The sequence below is a fragment of the Micromonospora sp. MGP-C2 genome (assembly GCF_057766525.1).
The window spans coordinates 3,128,339-3,147,118 of sequence record NZ_JBYMEN010000002.1 but is presented as its reverse complement, the minus strand read 5'-3'; the positions used below and the strand labels follow the sequence as shown (position 1 = coordinate 3,147,118).

At 71.5% G+C, this 18,780-nt stretch carries 18 protein-coding genes; 8 read left to right on the top strand and 10 right to left on the bottom strand.

Annotation, left to right across the window (positions count from 1 at the left end; genetic code table 11):
* Positions 1-9: 9 nt before the first annotated feature.
* From AC3CF1_RS14070 to AC3CF1_RS14060, 3 genes are read right to left on the bottom strand one after another with little or no spacing between them, the layout of a single operon-like run.
* Positions 10-1,029, bottom strand: a complete 1,020-nt coding sequence (locus tag AC3CF1_RS14070; RefSeq protein WP_370453044.1) for a LacI family DNA-binding transcriptional regulator — start codon at positions 1,027-1,029, stop codon at positions 10-12.
* A gap of 27 nt (positions 1,030-1,056) precedes the next feature.
* Entirely contained in the window at positions 1,057-2,436 is a 1,380-nt protein-coding gene (locus tag AC3CF1_RS14065) for an FAD-dependent oxidoreductase (protein WP_488450622.1), read from the bottom strand.
* Between the two features lie 24 nt (positions 2,437-2,460).
* A complete protein-coding gene (locus tag AC3CF1_RS14060; RefSeq protein WP_354982356.1) occupies positions 2,461-3,597 on the bottom strand; it encodes a carboxylate-amine ligase in 1,137 nt (378 codons plus the stop codon).
* A gap of 173 nt (positions 3,598-3,770) precedes the next feature.
* On the opposite strand from AC3CF1_RS14060, the gene AC3CF1_RS14055 reads away from it, so the two are divergent.
* From AC3CF1_RS14055 to AC3CF1_RS14040, 4 genes are all read left to right on the top strand, one after another.
* Positions 3,771-4,064 (top strand): DUF6412 domain-containing protein, encoded by a 294-nt coding sequence (locus tag AC3CF1_RS14055; protein ID WP_354982355.1) that lies wholly within the window; start codon positions 3,771-3,773, stop codon positions 4,062-4,064.
* 102 nt (positions 4,065-4,166) lie between these two features.
* Positions 4,167-4,922: a YidC/Oxa1 family membrane protein insertase gene (locus AC3CF1_RS14050; RefSeq protein ID WP_488450621.1), complete on the top strand. Its 756-nt coding sequence runs from the start codon at positions 4,167-4,169 to the stop codon at positions 4,920-4,922.
* Between the two features lie 71 nt (positions 4,923-4,993).
* Entirely contained in the window at positions 4,994-6,403 is a 1,410-nt protein-coding gene (locus AC3CF1_RS14045; RefSeq protein WP_355160517.1) for a carbohydrate-binding protein, read from the top strand.
* A gap of 152 nt (positions 6,404-6,555) precedes the next feature.
* Positions 6,556-7,941 (top strand): chitinase, encoded by a 1,386-nt coding sequence (locus AC3CF1_RS14040; RefSeq protein WP_488450620.1) that lies wholly within the window; start codon positions 6,556-6,558, stop codon positions 7,939-7,941.
* Between the two features lie 50 nt (positions 7,942-7,991).
* Here AC3CF1_RS14040 and AC3CF1_RS14035 read toward each other — a convergent pair whose 3' ends face one another.
* Together AC3CF1_RS14035 and AC3CF1_RS14030 are read right to left on the bottom strand one after the other, a co-directional pair.
* Positions 7,992-8,663: a DedA family protein gene (locus AC3CF1_RS14035; RefSeq protein WP_088949957.1), complete on the bottom strand. Its 672-nt coding sequence runs from the start codon at positions 8,661-8,663 to the stop codon at positions 7,992-7,994.
* Between the two features lie 69 nt (positions 8,664-8,732).
* The gene (locus tag AC3CF1_RS14030; RefSeq protein ID WP_210795200.1) at positions 8,733-9,347 is read right to left on the bottom strand and encodes a DUF1349 domain-containing protein; all 615 of its coding nucleotides are present in this window, start codon (positions 9,345-9,347) and stop codon (positions 8,733-8,735) included.
* Between the two features lie 80 nt (positions 9,348-9,427).
* Here AC3CF1_RS14030 and AC3CF1_RS14025 point away from each other — a divergent pair, with 80 nt between their 5' ends.
* Positions 9,428-11,080, top strand: a complete 1,653-nt coding sequence (locus AC3CF1_RS14025) for an alpha-amylase family protein (RefSeq protein ID WP_179780778.1) — start codon at positions 9,428-9,430, stop codon at positions 11,078-11,080.
* A 43-nt stretch (positions 11,081-11,123) separates the two neighbouring features.
* The gene (gene fabG, locus AC3CF1_RS14020; RefSeq protein ID WP_210795204.1) at positions 11,124-11,882 is read left to right on the top strand and encodes a 3-oxoacyl-ACP reductase FabG; all 759 of its coding nucleotides are present in this window, start codon (positions 11,124-11,126) and stop codon (positions 11,880-11,882) included.
* A gap of 54 nt (positions 11,883-11,936) precedes the next feature.
* On the opposite strand, the gene AC3CF1_RS14015 is transcribed toward fabG, so the two are convergent.
* Together AC3CF1_RS14015 and AC3CF1_RS14010 are read right to left on the bottom strand one after the other, a co-directional pair.
* Complete coding sequence (locus AC3CF1_RS14015; protein WP_488450619.1) at positions 11,937-12,353, bottom strand: hypothetical protein; 417 nt, start codon at positions 12,351-12,353, stop codon at positions 11,937-11,939.
* The gene (locus tag AC3CF1_RS14010; RefSeq protein WP_488450618.1) at positions 12,346-12,738 is read right to left on the bottom strand and encodes a hypothetical protein; all 393 of its coding nucleotides are present in this window, start codon (positions 12,736-12,738) and stop codon (positions 12,346-12,348) included. The genes AC3CF1_RS14015 and AC3CF1_RS14010 overlap by 8 nt, the downstream gene beginning before the upstream one ends.
* Positions 12,739-13,338: 600 nt before the next feature.
* Between AC3CF1_RS14010 and AC3CF1_RS14005 the strand changes: the two genes are divergently transcribed.
* Entirely contained in the window at positions 13,339-14,241 is a 903-nt protein-coding gene (locus AC3CF1_RS14005) for a Gfo/Idh/MocA family protein (RefSeq protein ID WP_185755410.1), read from the top strand.
* 28 nt (positions 14,242-14,269) lie between these two features.
* On the opposite strand, the gene AC3CF1_RS14000 is transcribed toward AC3CF1_RS14005, so the two are convergent.
* Positions 14,270-14,461, bottom strand: a complete 192-nt coding sequence (locus tag AC3CF1_RS14000; RefSeq protein WP_088949951.1) for a DUF2795 domain-containing protein — start codon at positions 14,459-14,461, stop codon at positions 14,270-14,272.
* Between the two features lie 127 nt (positions 14,462-14,588).
* Between AC3CF1_RS14000 and AC3CF1_RS13995 the strand changes: the two genes are divergently transcribed.
* The gene (locus tag AC3CF1_RS13995; RefSeq protein ID WP_488450617.1) at positions 14,589-15,845 is read left to right on the top strand and encodes an erythromycin esterase family protein; all 1,257 of its coding nucleotides are present in this window, start codon (positions 14,589-14,591) and stop codon (positions 15,843-15,845) included.
* Between the two features lie 100 nt (positions 15,846-15,945).
* Here the strand turns inward: AC3CF1_RS13995 and AC3CF1_RS13990 are convergent, their stop codons facing one another.
* Both AC3CF1_RS13990 and AC3CF1_RS13985 read right to left on the bottom strand, forming a co-directional pair.
* On the bottom strand, positions 15,946-18,147 hold the full coding sequence (locus AC3CF1_RS13990; RefSeq protein ID WP_354982348.1) for an MMPL family transporter: 2,202 nt from the start codon (positions 18,145-18,147) through the stop codon (positions 15,946-15,948).
* Entirely contained in the window at positions 18,147-18,734 is a 588-nt protein-coding gene (locus AC3CF1_RS13985) for a TetR/AcrR family transcriptional regulator (protein ID WP_354982347.1), read from the bottom strand. The genes AC3CF1_RS13990 and AC3CF1_RS13985 overlap by 1 nt, the downstream gene beginning before the upstream one ends.
* Positions 18,735-18,780: the final 46 nt, after the last annotated feature.

Below are 18,780 nucleotides of genomic sequence, written 5' to 3'. Positions count from 1 at the left end.
GAGGAGGGGTCAGGGGCGGGTCAGGCCGCGGGGTAGGAGCCTCGTGGGGAGCACTGTGGTCGTCGGTGCGGAATCGTCGCCGGCTATGCGCTGGAACAGTCGCTCGGTGGCTACCCTCGCCAGCTCCCGGGTGTCGTACCCGACGACGGTCAGCGGCCGGGGCATCAGGTGCGCCAGTTCGAAGTCGTCGAAACCGACCAGCGCGGCGTCACTGCCCCGCCGGTGCAGCTCCTGGAGCGCGCCGACGGTGAGCCGGTTGTTGGCGCAGAAGAACGCGGTGGGCGGGTCCGCCAGGTCGAGCAGCGCGGCGACCGCCCGACCGGCCTCCTCGGGAGCGATGAGCCTCTCGCGGACCAGCGACTCGTCCGGCTCGACCCCGGCCGCCTCCAGCGCCGCGCGCGCCCCGACCAGCCGCTCGCGCATCGTCGGCACGCTCGGCGCGCCCAGCAGGAGGCCCACCCGGCGATGCCCCGCGTCGAGCAGCGCGCCCACCCCGGCATGGCTGCCGCCCCGGTTGTCCAACAGCACGGCGTCGGCGTGCAGCCCCTGCGGCGGCCGGTCCAGGAACACCACCGGCATCCCCAGCTCGACCTCACGACGCAGGAACGAGTGGTCGAGGCCCGCCGGCACCACCAGCAGCCCGTCGACCCGGCGCTGGGTGAAGTCCTGGAGCAGGGCGCGTTCCCGCTCCGGGTCCTCCTCTGACGAGGCGGTGATGAGCATGGTGCCGTGAGCGGCGGCGATCTCGGCGGCGACGCTGGCGATGGTCGCGTAGAACGGGTTGGCGATCTCCTCGATGAGCAACCCGACGGTGGCGTTGAGCTGCCGGGAGCGCAGGTTGCGGGCGATGTCGTTGCGCCGGAAGCCCAGCTCGGCGATGGCGGCCAGCACCCGGTTGACCAGTTCCTGCCCCACCGGCTCGTCGTTGACCACCCGGGAGACCGTCTTCAGGCTGACGTCGGCGCGCCGGGCCACGTCGACCATCGTCGGGCGTCGACGCGCTGTCGGCCGGGTCGGGGTCTGGGTCACGGGGTGGTCCTCCACGGCGGACGCGGGTCAGCGGGCGAGCGCGGCGAGCGCATCGACCGCTTTTCGGGCGGCGATGAGCACCGGGTCCCACACCGGCGCGTACGGCGGAGCGTAGCCCAGGTCCAGTGACGTCATATCGTCCACCGTCATGCCGTTCCAGAGTGCCACGGCCAGCGTGTCGATCCGTTTGGCCGCCTCGGACCAGCCGACGATCTGCGCGCCGAGCAACCGGCCGCTGGGACGCTCGGCGAGCAGCTTCACCGTCATCGGCCGGGAACCGGGGTAGTAGCCGGCCCGGTTGGTCGACTCGGCGATCACCGAGACGAAGTCGAAGCCGGCCGTCCTGGCCTCGCCCTCGCGCAGGCCCGTCCGACCCACCTCCAGGTCACAGACCTTGGTCACCGCCGTGCCGATCACGCCGGCGAACGTGGCGTACCCGCCACCGATGTTGATCCCCGCAACCCGGCCCTGCTTGTTGGCGTGCGTGCCCAGCGGCACGTGCACCGGCATTCCGCTGACCCGGTGCAGGGTCTCCACGCAGTCACCGGCAGCCCAGATCCCAGGCAGCCCCGGCACGCGCATCCGGCGGTCCACCCGGACCCCACCGGTCGGCCCGATCGGCAGCCCGGCAGCCTCGGCGAGCGCGGCGTTGGGGCGTACGCCGAGGCCCAGGACCACGACGTCGGTCGGCATCGGCCCCTCGGCCGTGACCACCGCGGACACCCGGCCGTCCCGTTGCTCCAGGCCGGTCACCGGCAGGCCGGTCCGGATCGTGATGCCGAGGCCGCGCATGGCCTCGGCCACCAGCTCGCCCATGTCGGCGTCCACCGTCGCCATCGGCTGGTCGCCCGCCTCGACAAGGGTCACCGAGAGGCCGCGCTGGATCAGCGCCTCGGCGATCTCGACGCCGATGTAGCCGCCGCCGACCACCACGGCCCGGCGCGGCTTCGGCTCGGCGTCCAACCACTCGCGCAGTGCCGCCCCGTCGTCGAGGGTCTGCATGCCGAACACGCCACCGGCGTCGGTGGCCGCCCACGGCGGTTTGACCGGCATCGCGCCGGTGGCGTACATCAGGTCGTCGAAGCGCTCGCGGACCTCTCCGCCGCCCTCCAGATCCCGGGCCACCACCTCGCGGCGTTCCAGGTCGATGCTCGTGACCTCGTGGCGCATCCGGACGTCCATCGCGTACTCGGTGCGGAACGTCTGCGGATCCCTGGCGATCAACGCGTCCGGGCCCGGCACCAGGCCACTGATCCAGTACGGGATGCCGCACGCCGAGTAGGAGGTGAAGTGGCCCCGCTCGAAGACCACGATCTCCAGGTCGTCGCGGTCGCGGCGGCGTCGGGCCTGGGACGCCGCCGACATTCCGGCGGCGTCCCCGCCGATGACGATCAGGCGTTGCGCCACAGGCTCATCCTGTCACGACGGTGTTCAGCCACGGGTCTGCCGTGCGACGTCCTGCACCACGTCGATGAGTCGTCCGGTGCGCTCGTACACCGCGCGTTGCCGTGCGGCACCGGTGCCGTGCCGGCGCAGCCCACCCAGCAGATCGGTCACCTCGGCCCAGTCGCCATGCTGCTCCAGCGCCGGTCGCATCCGCTCGACGAACCGGTCCAACAGCTCCCAGGCCGGGCGCAGCTCACCGGTGGTGACGTCGACGGCCTCGCCTTCCAGGCCGTCGTGGGCGGCCCGCCAGTGCGCGCCGACCAGCAGGTGGTGGTCGGTCTGCAACGCCGGGCGCCCGGCCTCGACATCCGCCATGGCGGTGGCCACCAGGGCCCGGACCAGTGCGGCGACCAGCACCGCGTCGTCCACCGACGGGCAGACGTCGCCGATCCGCAGCTCCACCGTCGGATACTTGGCCGACAGCCGGGCGTACCAGTAGAGCATCCCCTCGTCGAGCATCACCCCACTGGAGATCAACTGGCGGATCAGCCGCTGATAGTGCTCGTGCGACTCCAGAAACGGCGTCGGCGCGACCGACGGCCAGCGCTCCCACTCCACCGATCGCCAGCTGGCGTAGCCGGTGTCCTCGCCGCGGGCGAACGGGGAGTTGGTGGTGATCGCGTGCAGCATCGGCAGCCACGGCCGTACGTGGTTGAGCACCTGCACGCCGGTGTCCGGGTCGGGCACGCCCACGTGCACGTGCATGCCGTTGTTGCCGGGGCCGGGGACGAGCAGTCGGAACCGCTCGATCATCCGGTCGAAGCGGGGCTTGTCCACCACCGGCGGCACCGGGCCGTCCACCGGGCCGGTGCCGATGGCGAGCAGTGTCACGCCGGCCCGCTCGGCGGCTTCGCCGAGCGCCCGACGCAACACGCCGAGGGAGTGCCGGATCGACGAGAGCTCAAGGCCGGGCGGGCTGCCGATCTCGATCTGACTGGTCTGAAACTCCCGTTCCACCTGCCCTCGCAGCTCAGCCGGCACCTGTTCCATGACCAGATCGACGGCCGGGACCGCGGCTCCGGTGTGCGGGTCGACGAGCAGGAACTCCTCCTCGACACCCACGGTGAGCAATCCGGTCGCCGCAGCCTCTTCGCTGAGCGCCTCCGCCACCTGACCGGTCATCGACACCACCGCCCGTTTCTGCCGAATCGCGGCCCATCCGCGTCGGTCCGTCGTCTGGTTACCCAACGTGGTGATGCCGGGAAACGTGGCGGTGGCGCGTCGTCCTCGGCGTGCCGGCGGCCGGGGGTCGCGATTCGCCCGGACGGCGTGACACCGGGTCCTATGCTGAGCCCGTGCCGGTGCCGCTGGGATTCGTCGGGTTCGCGTGGCTGTACGCGTTCGCCCAGCTCACCCTGCTCGCGGGCCGGCCGGCCGACCTGCTCGCGGGCGCCGCGATGACCGCCCTGGTGCTGCTCGCCGTGGTGCTGGCGGCTCGGGTGCACGACCGCGCGGGTACGCCTGGCGCCGGCCCCCGGTGGGCCGGGTTGCGGGCCCGTTCCCGTGGTCGACGGGTGCCCCGGCAGATCGACCCGGACGCCGCCGGCCGACCTCGTCCCCGCGCTCCCGGACACCCCTCGGCCGCGTAGCGCCACGCCGCCGCGCGGCCGATCCCGCCGTCACCGGTCCCCCCTGTCGAGCGGACACCGCCCGGGGGAGGACCCCACCGGAATCGGACCGAGGGGTTTTCCATGCTTGCCTTCGCACCACTGCACGACGTCGTCGGCGCCGCCGGCACGGCACTGTCCTGGCTCACCGACCTGCTCGAACCACTGGCCGGCGGGATGGCGACCGCCGCCGCCATCGTGCTCTTCACCGTCGCCGTCCGACTGCTGATCTCGCCGCTCACCGTCGCGCAGGTCCGCGGCGAGCGGCGCCGCGCGGCGCTCGCTCCACAGGTGCGTGATCTACAGCAGCGGTACGCGGACGACCCGGCGGCGCTTCAGCGCGAGGTGTTCGCGTTGTACTCCAAGGCCGGGGCGAACCCGATCGCAGGCTGCCTGCCGTTGCTGCTCCAGGCTCCCTTCCTGCTGGTCCTGTACCGGCTGTTCACCACGAGCGAGGGTGGCACCGGGCTGCTCGACGAGCGGCTCGCCGGGGTGCCGCTGGGTCACCATCTCAGCGACGGGGTGGGCGGGGCGGCCGGCCCGCTCTTCGCCGTCCTGCTGGCGGTGCTGCTGGCGGTCGCGTGGTGGTCGTCGCGGCGGGCCCGTCGGGCGTCGGCAGCGGTCGGAACGGTGGCCGGCACGCCCACCGAGGGGCCGGGGGCGGCCGTGCTCGGGCGGCTGCTGCCCCTGCTGCCGTTCACGACGGTGCTGGTGGCGCTGGTGCTGCCGCTCGCCGCGGTGATCTACCTGGTCACCACGAGTGTGTGGTCGGCGGCCGAGCAGGCGGTGCTGCGCCGACCCCAGGCACCTCCGGTATCCGCCGAGACAGATCGACGTTGACAACTGTGTGGATGGGACGTACAACTCTGAGAGAGCGCTCTCTCGATCCGTCCCCGCAGAGAGGCATGTCCATGCCACCTCCCCTGGCGGCCACCGCCGCCCCACCCGTCCGACGCCGCCTGCTGGCGTCCGTCCTGCTCGTCGCAACCACCACCGCACTGGCCGGTGTCACCATGACCGCGCAGGCCGCCGTGCCATCGCCACCCGCCGGTTGGAGCACGGTCTGGAGCGACGACTTCACCGGCGCGGCCGGCACCCTGCCCTCGGCCGCCAACTGGATCATCGACACGGGGCACAACTATCCGGGCGGCCCGGCCAACTGGGGCACCGGCGAGATCCAGAACTACACCGCCAGCACCGCCAACGTCAGCCATGACGGCGGCGGCAACCTGCGGATCACACCGCTGCGCGACGGTGGGGGAGGCTGGACCTCCGCCCGGATCGAGACCGTGCGCAGCGACTTCAAGGCCCCGGCCGGCGGCGTGCTGGCGATCGAGGGTCGGATCCAGATGCCGAATGTCACCGGCGCGGCGGCGGCCGGCTACTGGCCGGCGTTCTGGGCGCTGGGCGCGCCCTACCGGGGCAACTACCAGAACTGGCCGGGCATCGGCGAGTTCGACGTGATGGAGAACGTCAACGGCATCAACTCCGTCTGGGGCGTGCTGCACTGCGGCGTCGCGCCGGGCGGGCCGTGCAACGAGTCGAACGGCCTCGGCGCGTCCCGGGCCTGCCCGGGCGCCAGCTGCCAGTCGGCGTTCCACACGTACCGGTTCGAGTGGGACGCCTCGAGCAGCCCTCAACAACTGCGCTGGTACGTCGACGGGCAGCTCTACCACACTGTCACGGAGAGTCAGGTCGGTGCGTCCGCCTGGTCGCAGATGACCTCGCACGCCGGCTACTTCCTGCTGCTCAACGTGGCGATGGGTGGCGCCTTCCCGAACGGGGTGGCCGGCAGCGGCACACCGACCGCGGCAACCGTCCCGGGTCGTCCGATGCTGGTCGACTACGTGGCCGTCTACCGCCGGGGTGGCGGGACCACCCCGCCGCCGACCACCCCGCCGCCGAGCGGGACGAGGGACGCGTACGGGCAGCTCCAGGCCGAGTCGTTCAACGCCCAGAACGGGGTGGCCGTCGAGGCGTGCGCCGAGGGCGGACAGAACATCGCGGCGCTGCGTAACGGGGACTGGGCGCGCTACGACGGCGTCGAGTTCGGCTCCAGCGCGCCTCGCGACTTCGTGGCCCGGGTCGCGTCCGGCGCGGCGGGCGGGGTGAGCGGTCTGGTGGAGGTGCGGCTGGGCAGTCCAACCGCGACTCCCATCGGCAGCTTCGCGGTCGGCAACACCGGCGGCTGGCAGAGCTGGCGCTCGGTGCCCGGCAACGTCGGCGGCGGGGTGACGGGCCGGCACACCGTCTATCTCACCTTCACCAGCGGCCAGCCGAACGACTTCGTCAACGTCAACTGGTTCACCTTCCGCCGCTGAGGCGGACGCTCTGCGGCCTCCCGTCGCGCCGCCCCGCGCGACGGGAGGCCGCTCATCCGGGCCACCCCTGGACAGAAACAGTTAACTGTCTTAATAATTACCAGCGACGTTGACGTCCATGGATGCCCGTTCTCCCGGGCGCGGAGGGTCGCATGAAGCCTGCCAGATCCCTAGTCCTGTCCCTGGTCACCGCGCTCGCCGCGACGCTCGGTGCGGCCGGGGTGGCGCTGCCGGCGTTCGCCGCCGGACCGACCGCCAGCTTCGTCAAGACCGCAGACTGGGGCTCCGGCTGGGAGGGGAAGTACACCATCACCAACGGCGGCAGCTCGACGATCAACGGCTGGAGCCTCGCCTTCGACCTGCCGTCCGGCACCACCCTCGGCAGCTACTGGGACGCGTTGCTCACCTCCGCCGGCCAGCGGCACACCTTCACCAACCGGTCCTGGAACGGCACCATCGCCCCGGGCGCCTCGGTCTCCTTCGGCTTCCTGGCCAGCGGTTCCGGCTCGCCGAGCGGCTGTCAGCTCAACGGCGCGGCCTGCGGTGGCGGCACCCCGCCCACCACGCCGCCGCCCACCACCCCACCGCCCACCACGCCGCCCCCGACGACCCCGCCGCCGACCGACCCGCCCACCGGTGACCTGCCGAAGCACCTGCTCACCGGTTACTGGCACAACTTCGACAACCCCGCCGTCGAGCTGCGGCTGCGCGACGTCCCCAACGAGTACGACCTGGTCGCGGTCGCCTTCGCCGAGGCAACCGCGACGCCCGGCGCGCTCACCTTCGGCATCGACCCCGGCCTGGCCGCCGCGCTCGGCGGCTACACCGAAGCGGACTTCACCGCCGACGTGCGCACCCTGCACAGCCGGGGCAAGCGGGTGATCCTCTCGGTCGGCGGCGAGACCGGCCGGGTCACCGTCAACAACGCGGCCTCGGCCACCGCGTTCGCCGACACCGCCGCCGCGCTGATCGCCCGCCACGGCTTCGACGGGATCGACATCGACCTGGAGAACGGGCTCAACCCGACGTACATGGCGCAGGCGCTGCGCGCGCTGCGGGCCAAGGTCGGGTCGAGCCTGATCATCGCGATGGCACCGCAGACCATCGACATGCAGAACCCGGCCGGCGGCTACTTCAAGCTGGCGCTCGACATCAAGGACATCCTCACCGTCGTCAACACCCAGTTCTACAACTCGGGGGCGATGCTCGGCTGCGACCAGAACGCGGCCTACGGGCAGGGCACCGTGAACTTCATCGTCGCGCTGGCCTGCATCCAGTTGGAGGCGGGGCTGCGCCCCGACCAGGTCGGTCTCGGTCTGCCGGCGGGGCCGGGGGCGGCCGGCGGCGGCATCGTCGCGCCCAGCGTGGTCAACGCCGCCCTGGACTGCCTGGCCCGGGGCACCAACTGCGGCAGCTTCCGGCCGCCGCGCACCTACCCCGGCATCCGGGGCGCGATGACCTGGTCGGTGAACTGGGACGTCAGCAACGGCAACGGCTTCGCCAACGCGGTGGGGCCGCACCTGGACACCCTGCCCTGACCATGCTCGCCGGCGTCCGGCCAGGACGCCCCGTGAGCGGTAAACGCGGATCAGCGACCGGCGGTCACCGACCGCCGGTCGTCGCGCTCGCGGCGGCGGCGGACCTTACGGATCACCCACATGACCACCATGACGACGAAGACCGCGACGATCGCGTAGTTGAACCAGTCGCTGTAGCGCTCGACGTTCTGCCAACGGCTCCCCAGCGCGTAGCCGGCCCCGACGATGAGACCGTTCCACACCCCGCTGCCGATGGTGGTGAGCAGGATGAACTCGCCCAGCGGCATCCGGTTGGCCCCGGCCGGCACGGAGACCAGGCTGCGGACCACCGGCACCACCCGGCCGATCAGCACCGCCCACCGGCCGTGCCGCTCGAACCAGCGGTCGGCCTTCTCCAGGTCGTCGCGGTCCACCAACGGGATGCGGTCCAGCCAACGCTTCAGCCGTTCCTCGCCGAGCGCCGCGCCGAGCCAGTAGAGCACCAACGCGCCGACCAGGGAGCCGACCGTCGCGGCCAGCACCACGAGGAAGACGTTGAACTGGCCCTCGTGGGCCAGGAAGCCGGCAAGCGCCAACACGATCTCGCTGGGAATCGGCGGGACGATGCTCTCCAACGCCACCAGCAGCGCCACGCCCACCGGGCCCATCGCCTCGATCACCGAGGCCACCCAACCGGTCAGCCCGGTGAACTCGGACGGGTCGCCACTCTGGGCGTACGCCATGGTCGTCCTTCCGGTCGGCTTCGGGGGATCGGAGGGTCATACCCAGCAGGACCCGCGCTACACCTGCGCTCAGTGCTCCGGGTGCAGCGCGGTGTCCGCCGGCCCCTGCCGCCACCCGGTGAACACCACGGTCAGGCCGGCGCGGGACGGTGCGCAGCAGAACGGTCCGGCGAGCGCCTCGGCCGCCGGGTCCAGCGGGGTGAGCCGGACCAGTCGCCACGGCTCCTCATCGACCCGGGCGCGGACGGTCAGCGCGTCGCCGGCCCGACTGGCCCGCACTGTCACCTCCCGGCCCGCCCACTGCGGCACCGGCGCCACCGACCAGTCGGAGAACTCCCGGGTCACCACCGCGCCGAGCTGCGACTCGCCGTCACTCATCTCGACACCGGCCTTGGTCCACGTCCGTTCGTCGACGCGGACGAGCACACCGGCCTGGTCGAACTGTGCCGAGAAGTCGAGCCGGAAGCTCACCTCCATGGCCGCGCCGACGGGCAGCGGTGCCAGCAGGGCCGGGCCGTCGTCGTGGACGAAGCCGTAGCTGGTCCGCCGCCAGAAGTCGCTCTCCGCGGCCGGTTCGACGACCAGCTCACCGGCCGGGCCCTCCTCGACGCGTACCGGCGGGTGCAGCCAGCTGCCCCGGGACCAGTCCATCGGTTCGCTCGGCGGTACGAGGTCGATCTCCATGACCGGCACGGTAGCCCACCACGAGGTGCGGCCCGCCGGGCTGGTTTGCCGCGGTGATCGAACGGAGATGTTCCTCCGGCATGGGTGACCGTTGGTATTCCGAAGCCGTCGTCTACTGCCTCGACATCGACACGTACGCCGACTCCGACGGCGACGGCGTCGGTGACATTCGTGGGCTGATCGGGAGGCTGGACTACCTGGCCCGTCTCGGGGTGACCTGCCTGTGGCTGCACCCGATCCACCCGTCGCCCAACCGTGACGACGGTTACGACGTCACCGACTTCTACAACGTCGACCCGCGCTTCGGCACGCTGGGCGACTTCGCCGAGCTGCTGCACCAGGCACAGAACCGCGGCATCCGCGTGATCATCGACCTGGTGGTCAACCACACCTCCGACGAGCACCCGTGGTTCCAGTCCGCCCGCTCCTCGCCGGACTCGCCGTACCGGGACTGGTTCGTCTGGTCCGACACCGAGCCGGACGACCGGCACCAGGGCATGGTCTTCCCCGGCGAGCAGAAGGAGACCTGGAGCTACGACCGCACCGCCAAGGCCTGGTTCTACCACCGGTTCTACAAGTTCCAGCCGGATCTCAACTTCGCCAACCCGGAAGTCCGGGCCGAGGTCAAGAAGATCATGTCGTTCTGGCTCCAGCTCGGCGTCTCCGGCTTCCGGATGGACGCGGTGCCGTTCATCATCGAGCTGACCGAGCCGGGCAACCCGAACTCGCCGAAGGACTTCGAGTTCCTCACCGAGATGCGCCAGCACGTGCAGTGGCGCCGCGGCGACGCCGTCCTGCTGGCCGAGGCGAACGTCGAGCCCGACGAGCTGCCGACGTTCTTCGGCGACGGCAGCGGCTCCGGCAACCGGATCCACATGCTCTTCGACTTCATGCTCAACGGTCGTCTCATGCTCGCCCTGGCCCGGCAGGACCCGGAGCCGCTGATCGACGCGTTGCACGACACCCCGAAGCTGCCGGTCGGCGGGCAGTGGGCCACCTTCCTGCGCAACCACGACGAGATCGACCTGTCCCGGCTGACCACCGAACAACGCAACCAGGTGTACGAGCAGTTCGGCCCGGACGAGAACATGCGCATCTACGACCGGGGCATCCGTCGCCGGCTCGCCCCGATGCTCGGCAACGACCGGCGTCGCCTCGAACTGGCGTACGCCCTCCAGTTCTCCATGCGCGGCACGCCGGTGCTGCGCTACGGCGAGGAGATCGGGATGGGCGAGGACCTGTCGCTGCCCGGCCGGGAGGCGATCCGTACCCCGATGCAGTGGTCGTTCCAGCCGAACGCCGGCTTCTCCACGGCGGACCCGGAGAAGCTGGTCCGCCCGGTGATCGACAAGGGTGAGTTCGGCTACCAGAACGTCAACGTCACCGCCCAGCGGAGCGACGCCAAGTCACTGCTCGCCTGGTTCGAGCGCATGATCCGTACGCTGCGGGAGGCTCCGGAGATCGGCTCCGGCTCGACGACCCACATCGACGTGGCGATGCCGGCCGGAGTGCTCGCGCACCGCGCGGACGGGCCGACCGGGACCATGGTCTTCGTGCACAACCTCGGCACCGACGACGTCGAGGTGGACCTGAGCAGCCTGGAGCCGGAGGCCGACCTCCCGATCGACGTGCTCACCGACCGGGGTTACGGCGAGCTGGGCAAGCTCGGCGCGGTGAAGGTCTCCGGGTACGGATACCGGTGGATTCGCCTATGCCGAGGGTCGGCCTGTTGACGTTAAGCTCCTCCGATCGACCGCACGTTACTGGGAGGTAATCATGTCGGAGGAGCCCCGCGTCGCCATCGTCACCGGAGCCGCACGCGGTATCGGTGCGGCCACCGCCCGGCGGCTGGCCGCCGACGGGATGGCCGTCGCCGTGGTCGACATCGAGGAGTCGGCCACGAAGGAGACGGTGGACGCCATCGCCGCCGACGGTGGCCGGGCGCTCGGTGTGGGCGCCGACGTCTCCGACCGCGATCAGGTCGAGGCGGCGGTGGCCCGTGTCGCCGCCGAGCTGGGCGCGCCCACCGTCCTGGTCAACAACGCCGGCGTGCTGCGCGACAACCTGCTGTTCAAGATGACCAACGCCGACTGGGACACGGTGATGGGCGTGCACCTGCGCGGTGCGTTCCTGTTCAGCCAGGCCGCGCAGAAGCACATGGTGGACCGCAAGTGGGGGCGGATCGTCAACCTCTCCAGCACCTCCGCGCTGGGCAACCGGGGCCAGGCGAACTACGCCGCCGCCAAGGCCGGCCTCCAGGGCTTCACCAAGACGCTCGCCATCGAGCTGGGGCCGTTCGGGGTGACCGTCAACGCGGTCGCACCCGGCTTCATCGTCACCGACATGACCGCTGCCACCGCCGCCCGCATGAAGGTCGACTTCGAGGACTTCCAGAAGCACGCCGCGGCCGAGATCCCGGTCCGTCGACCGGGGCGGCCGGAGGACGTCGCGCACACCATCTCGTTCCTGGCGAGCGAGGGTGCCGGTTTCGTCTCCGGCCAGGTCATCTACGTCGCCGGCGGCCCACGGGACTGACAGGTTGTCCCGACGAGGGCGTTCCTTCGCGCAGGGGACGCCCTCGTCGCCGGGTCAGGCGGGGTCGCGGCGGGTGCGCCAGAGCCAGATCAGGCCGAGCACCGGCAGCACCAGCGGGATGTAGCCGTACCCGCTGCCGAACTGCGACCAGACCGTCTCGTCCGGGAAGAGATCCTTGTCGACCAGGCTGAGGACGCCGACCGCGACGACCCCGACGAGCTCCACGGAGCAGCACGCCAGCGCGACCCGTCGCCCGGTGTGCCCGGCACGGGCGAGCCCCACCGCGGCCACGATGTAGATGAGCGCGGCCAGCGCGGACAGTAGGTACGCCACCGGCGCCTCGTCGAACTTGGTGGCGATCTGGAGGCCGGCCCGACTGGTCGCCGCGATGGCGAAGAGCAGGTAGACCGCGATCAGCAGCCGACCAGGCCCGGTGTTCGTGCGACGCCGGACCGGTTGTGTCTCAACCACCGAGCACCTCCCAGGTCTGCTGCAACCGGACCACCACCACCGGGGTCACCAGGCAGACTGCGCACACGATCGCCGAACCCCATCGGGTCGGCTCCATCCGGGCCAGCACCCACGCCAGCGGCGGCAGGCAGACCAGCGTGACCAGGTAACCGAAGAAGGCGCCGGGCTCGCCGGGCCGATCCCCGCCGCCGACCGCGACGAGCGCCAGCACACCCAAGACGAGCAACGCCACTTCGAGTACGGCCAGACCGACGAACTGCGCCCGGTCCGGCGGCCGTTGGCGAACCGCCCCCACCAGCGCCCGCGCCGCGACGAGCAGCGACAGCACGATCGACACGGTCGCGACGATCCCGTCCACCGGTGAGTCGGCGCTCACGCTGGTCACCGGACCCGCCCGGTCGTTGCCTCGGTCACCGGCACAGCCTACTAACCGTCGTAGTAACGGGATGACCCTGCCTCGCCCTCGCCCTCGCCCTCGCCGCCGCCGACCTCGGGCGGACGGCAGGGTGTCCGCCGCTCGCTGTAGAGCTGCCCCGTGAGTGGGGCGCGGCGGGTCGGCTGTCGTGGTCGAGGGTCACCCCCGCGTGGGGCGCGGCGAGAGGCTCCATGATCGACTCGGCTTTCTGTAAAGCGGGGTGTCGCGAGCCTCCGGATGCCCCGGAATCAAGGAATGCGAGTCGATCACGCGTCCGGCGGCCCGTCCCGACCTCCCGCCCGGGCTCAAGCCCAGACCCAGACCCAGACCCAGACCCAGACCCAGACCCAGGCCCAGGCCCAGACCCAGACCCAGGCCCAAGCCCAAGCCCAAGCTCCGCCCCACGAGTGGGGCAGCTCGACAGGCGCCGACCGGATCCCGGCCACGCCCGGTGGCACAGGATGTGAGCTGCTCCGGTTGGTCGACCCGCCGCCGATGCCCCTGGTGGGGCGACTAGCGTGGATCGCGTCCGTGGCGTTGCCGCGGGGTGGGGAAACAGCGGAGGTACACGTGCTGCGGTTCGGTTTGTTCGGCACCGGTCACTGGGCGATCGAGACGCACGGGAAGGCGTTGCACGCACACCCGGACGCGGAGTTGGTCGGAGTGTGGGGGCGTAACCCGGAGCGGGCCTCCGCGCTGGCCGAGCGGTACGGGGTGCCGGCCTACGCCGACGTCGATGCCCTGATCGAGCAGTGCGAGGCGGTCGCCGTCGCGCTGCCGCCGGACGTCCAGGCCGATATCGCGGTCCGGGCCGCCTCCGCCGGACGGCACCTGCTGCTGGACAAGCCGCTGGCGCTCAGCGTGGCCGACGCCGACCGGGTGGTCGCCGCCGCCGAGGAGTCCGGGGTCGCCTCGGTCGTCTTCTTCACCCAGCGGTTCCAGCCGAACGTGACGGCGTTCCTCGCCGCCACCGCTGCCGCAGGGGGGTGGCAGCACGGCCGGACCACCGCCTTCGCCTCGATCTTCCAGGACGGCAGCCCGTACGGCGGCTCGTTGTGGCGCCGGGAGCACGGCGCGCTCTGGGACATCGCCCCGCACGCGCTCTCCATCCTCCTGCCCGTGCTGGGTCGGGTGACCCAGGTGGCGGCGATGGACGGGCCGAGCGGCATGGTGCACCTGCTGCTCACCCACGAGGGCGGTGCCACCAGCAGCGCCTCGCTCTCCCTGGATGCCCCGACCGAGTCGATGGCCCGGGAGTTCGTGTTCTACGGCGAGAACGGCATCGAGAACGTCCCGTTCGGCGAAAACGACGCCGCCACCGCGTTCGGAGTCGCGATCGACCAACTGGTCGAGCAGGTGCGGGCCGGCACCCGTGACCACCGCTGCGACGTCCGCTTCGGCCGTGAGGTCGTCGGCATCCTCGCCGCCGCCGAAACCGCCCGCGCCGAATCCCGCACCGTCGCCCTCGCGTAACCCGAGGGTCGCGGCGCTGGAGGACAGCTCAGGAGAGGGTGGTCAGCGCGGCGCTCAGCTCGTCCGGTGAGTCGAACTGATCCGCCGGCAACGCCTGCAACATCTGCAACATCGCCGTGCTGGCCCCGTTCTCCTGGCCCCAGCGGACCAGATCCTCCCGGGAGACCGGGTAGTCGAGCCCGGCCAGGTACTCCTGCAACTGAACGCCGGTGACGGTCATGTCGGCCGGCTACCCGATCGCGGTGGCCGTACACCGGCTTGGTCGGCACCCCGGCGGCCCGGCGGCCGGCGTGTCGGGCCGCGGCGCGCCCACGGTTTGCCGCAGCGGCGGCCGGGTAGCCGCTGGCATGCTGGTTCAGCGGCTCGGCGCGCCGAGCGACTTCGACCCGTTGCTGGAGCGCGTTCGCGACGCCCGGGTGGTGATGATCGGAGAGTCCACCCACGGCAGTTACGACTACTACCGGTTGCGTGAGCAGCTCACCCGCCGGTTGATCGCGGAGTGCGGGTTCTCCTTCGTGGCCGTGGAGGGTGACTGGCCGGACTGTGACCGGGTGCACCGCTCGGTGACGGCCGCGCCGGGTGGCGCACTCGAACCGCAGTTCGCCCTGGAGCAGTTCGAGCGGTGGCCGACCTGGATGTGGGCCAACGCCGAGGTGGCCCGGTTCGCCAGTTGGCTGCGGGCCTGGAACGTGGAGCGGCCGGAGGATCAACGGGCCGGGTTCCACGGGCTCGACGTGTACAGCCTCTGGGAGTCGATGCAGGCGATCTTCGACTACCTGGGGGAGGAGGATCCGACGTCGCTGGAGGCGGCGCAGGACGCCTACCGCTGCTTCGAGCCGTACGGCAAGAGGGTCGAGGAGTACGGCGCGGCCAGCAGGTTCGTCTCCGCCCGTTGCGAGGAGGAGGTGGTCCGGCTGCTCGCCCGCACCCGCGAACACGCCCTCTCCGACGGTCCGGATCGCTTCTCGGCCTGGCAGAACGCGGAGGTGGTGGCCGGCGCGGAGCGGTACTACCGCGCGATGGTGGCCGGCGGGCCGGACTCGTGGAACATCCGCGACACCCACATGCAGGACACTCTGGACCGGCTGCTGGAACGGTACGGGCCGGACGCCCGGGGGATCGTCTGGGCCCACAACACGCACGTCGGGGATGCCCGGGCCACCGACATGGCCGCCGACGGGATGGTCAACATCGGTCAGTTGGCCCGGGAACGGCACGGCGACGACGCGGTGGCCCTGATCGGCTTCGGTAGCTACCGGGGCACGGTGATCGCCGCTCCCCGCTGGGGCTCGCCCGCGGAGGCGATGGTGGTGCCTCCGGCGCGGGAAGGGTCGGTCGAGCGGCGGTTGCACGAGCTGATGCCGGAGCGGGCGGTCCTGATCTTCGGCGGCGACGACCAGCCGGGCTGGGTCACCGAGACCGTCGATCACCGGGCGATCGGGGTCGTCTACGACCCGTCCTTCGAGTCCTGGGGCAACTACGTGCCGACGCGGCTCGGCGACCGGTACGACGCCTTCATCTGGTGTGACGAGACGACGGCCCTGCACCCGCTGCCGGTCCCGGCCGCCCCCGGCGAGATGGAAACGTACCCGGCCGGGGTTTGACCCGACCCCGGTCGTGCCGATCATGGAGTTGTGGTGCCCGACCAACGCCCCGGACCGAGGCACGGCGGACACCACAACTCCATGATCGACCAGGTGGGGCTCAGACCCGAGTGGGGGTCCGGTCCTCCAGGTGCTCGCGCAGGCCCTCGCCCTCGATGTCCACGTTGGGCAGGGCGCGGTTGAGCCACCGGGGGAGCCACCAGGCACGGTCGCCGAGCAGGGACATCACCGCCGGCACGATGGTCATCCGGACCACGAACGCGTCGATGGCCACGCCGATGGCGAGCGCGAAGCCCATCGACTTGATGATCGGGTCTTCGAGGAAAACGAAGCCGCCGAAGACGGACATCATGATCAGCGCGGCGGCGGTGACCACCCGGGCACCGTGGCCCATGCCGCTGATCGTGGCCTCACGCGCGGTGTCGCCGTGCACGAAGTCCTCCCGCATCCGGGAGACCAGGAACACCTCGTAGTCCATGGCCAGCCCGAACAGGATGCCGATCAGCAAGATGGGCAGGAAGCTGACCAGCGGGGCCGGGGTGTCCAGGCCGACCAGGTTGGCGAGGTGGCCCTGCTGGAAGATCGCCACCGTGATGCCGAACGTAGCGGCCACGGTGAGCAGGAAGCCCAGCGCCGCCTTGAGCGGCACCAGCAGCGAGCGGAACACCAGCATCAGCAGCAGCACCGAGAGCCCGACGACCAGCAGCAGGTAGATCGGCAGCGCATCGGAGAGCTTCTCCGAGACGTCGATCCCGACCGCGGTGGCGCCGGTGAGCAGCACCTCGACGCCCTGGACCCCGCCGACCGCGTCGCGGACTTCGTGCACCAGGGTCTCGGTGGCCTCGTCGGTCGGGCCGGTCTTCGGCACCACGCCGAGCAGCGCGGTCCGACCGTCCGGGCTCAGTTGCGGCGGTGCCACCGCGAGGACGTTCTCGGTGCGCTGGATCATCGCGGTCACCTGCGGCACTGCGGCCGCCGTCGCCTGCGCGTCGTCGCCCGCCACGACCACCGCAAGTCGGCCGGTGAAGCCCGGACCGAAGCCCTCGGTGGTCAGGTCGCTCGCCACCCGGGCCGGTGAGCCCACCGTCGCCGTGCTGGCGTCCGGCAGGGCCAGCCGCATGTCCGGCGTGGGCAGCGCGAGCAGGCCCAGGCCGAGCAGCGAGACCAGGATGACCGGCACCCGGAAGCGGATGACGAACCGCGCCCAGCGGAAGCCGAACCCGGAGCGGTCCTCGGCCGGCACCGTCTCTTCGCCCACCGGCTCACCAGGCGCCGCGGCATCGACCGTGGAACGCAGGCGGCGCGGCAGCACCCGGTTGCCGGCGAAGCCGAGCAGTGCGGGCTGGAGGGTGATCGCCACGAGCACGGCGATGGTGACAGTGCCGGCGGCGGCGAGACCCATCACGGTGAGGAACGGAATGTTCACCACGGCCAGGCCAGCGAGGGCGATGACCACCGTGGCACCCGCGAAGACCACGGCAGAACCGGCGGTGCCCACCGCGCGGCCGACCGCCTCCTCCGGTGACAGGCCTTCGAGCAGGTTCTGTCGGTGCCGGGAGGTGATGAACAACGAGTAGTCGATGCCGACGGCGAGGCCGAGCATCAGCGCCAGGATCGGCGCGGTGCTGGTCAACTCGATGACGCCGCTCAGCGCGAACAGACCGGCCATGCCGACGCCGACGCCGATCAGCGCGTTGAGCATGGTCATTCCAGCGGCGACCAGTGAACCGAACGTGATGATCAGGACGATCGCGGCGACCAGTACGCCGAGCGCCTCGGTGGAGCCGATCTCCGGCTCACCACCCAGCACCTCGCCGCCCGGGGCGACCTGCCAACCCTTCGCCTCGACGGCGGCGCCGACCTCCTCGTACGCGGTGCGCTGCTCGTCGGTCACCTCGTCGCCGCCGGTGGCGAACTGGACCTGGACCAGCGCGTACCGGCCGTTGGGCGAGACCGCGCCGACCTGGAACGGGTTGACCGCGCCGACCACGCCGGGCAGTGTCGAGGCCTCCTGGACCAGCTCCTGCACCACGGCCTGACCCTCGGGGGTGGCCAGTTGACCGTCGGCCGGCGCCTTGACCGCGATGGTGCCGGTGGCGCCGCTGGCCGCGGGGAACTGCTCGCTGAGCAGGTCGAGCGCGCGCTGGCTCTCGGTGCCGGGCATGGTGAAGTTGCTCGCCGTCGGGCCGCGCAGGGTCGCCGCGGCCAGGCCGGCGACGACGAGTACGACGAGCCAGAGCGCGACGACTAGCCGTCGCCGGCGCAACGCGCCCCGGCCGAGCCGGTAGAGCAGGGTGGCCATCAGGAGTCCTTGTCCTCGGTCGTGGGTTGTTGGGGCAGGGCTGCGTCGACGGGGTCGACGGCCCGCCGGACGAGGGTGAGCAGGGCGGAGCGCAGGTCGTCGTCGGGAATGTCGACGAATTCGGCGCACGCCTCGGGGATGCCGGCCAGTAGCACCAGTGCCGTGACCCGGGCTACCGGCCGGTCCGAGTGGCCGGCCAACGCGTCCCGAAGGCGTTCCGAGATCTGCTGGATGTGTGCGAAGGCCGGCTGGCAGAGCAGTTCTGCGAACTCGCCGCGGAGCAGCGCGATCTCACCCCGGAACCGGACCGCGAGGTCGACGAAGCCGACGGCGGCCGCCTGCTGGGCGACCGCTCCGGTCAGCCCGGTGAGCTGGTCGTCGAGGTCTCGCAGCACCGCGATCGCCGGGGCCATCAGCTCGGCGAGCAGGGCTTCCTTGCTGGCGAAGTGGTAGAGCACGGTCGCCTTGGAACAGCCGACCTCGCGGGCGATGTCCTGGAGCGAGGTGCCCCGGTAACCGGTCACCGCGAACTGCCGCGCCGCCGCGGCGAGGATCTCGCCGTGCGTCTCGGACACTGCTCTGGCCATCACTGGTCCACCTCCGCAGACCAGCATGCCTGACCGATCGGTCAGA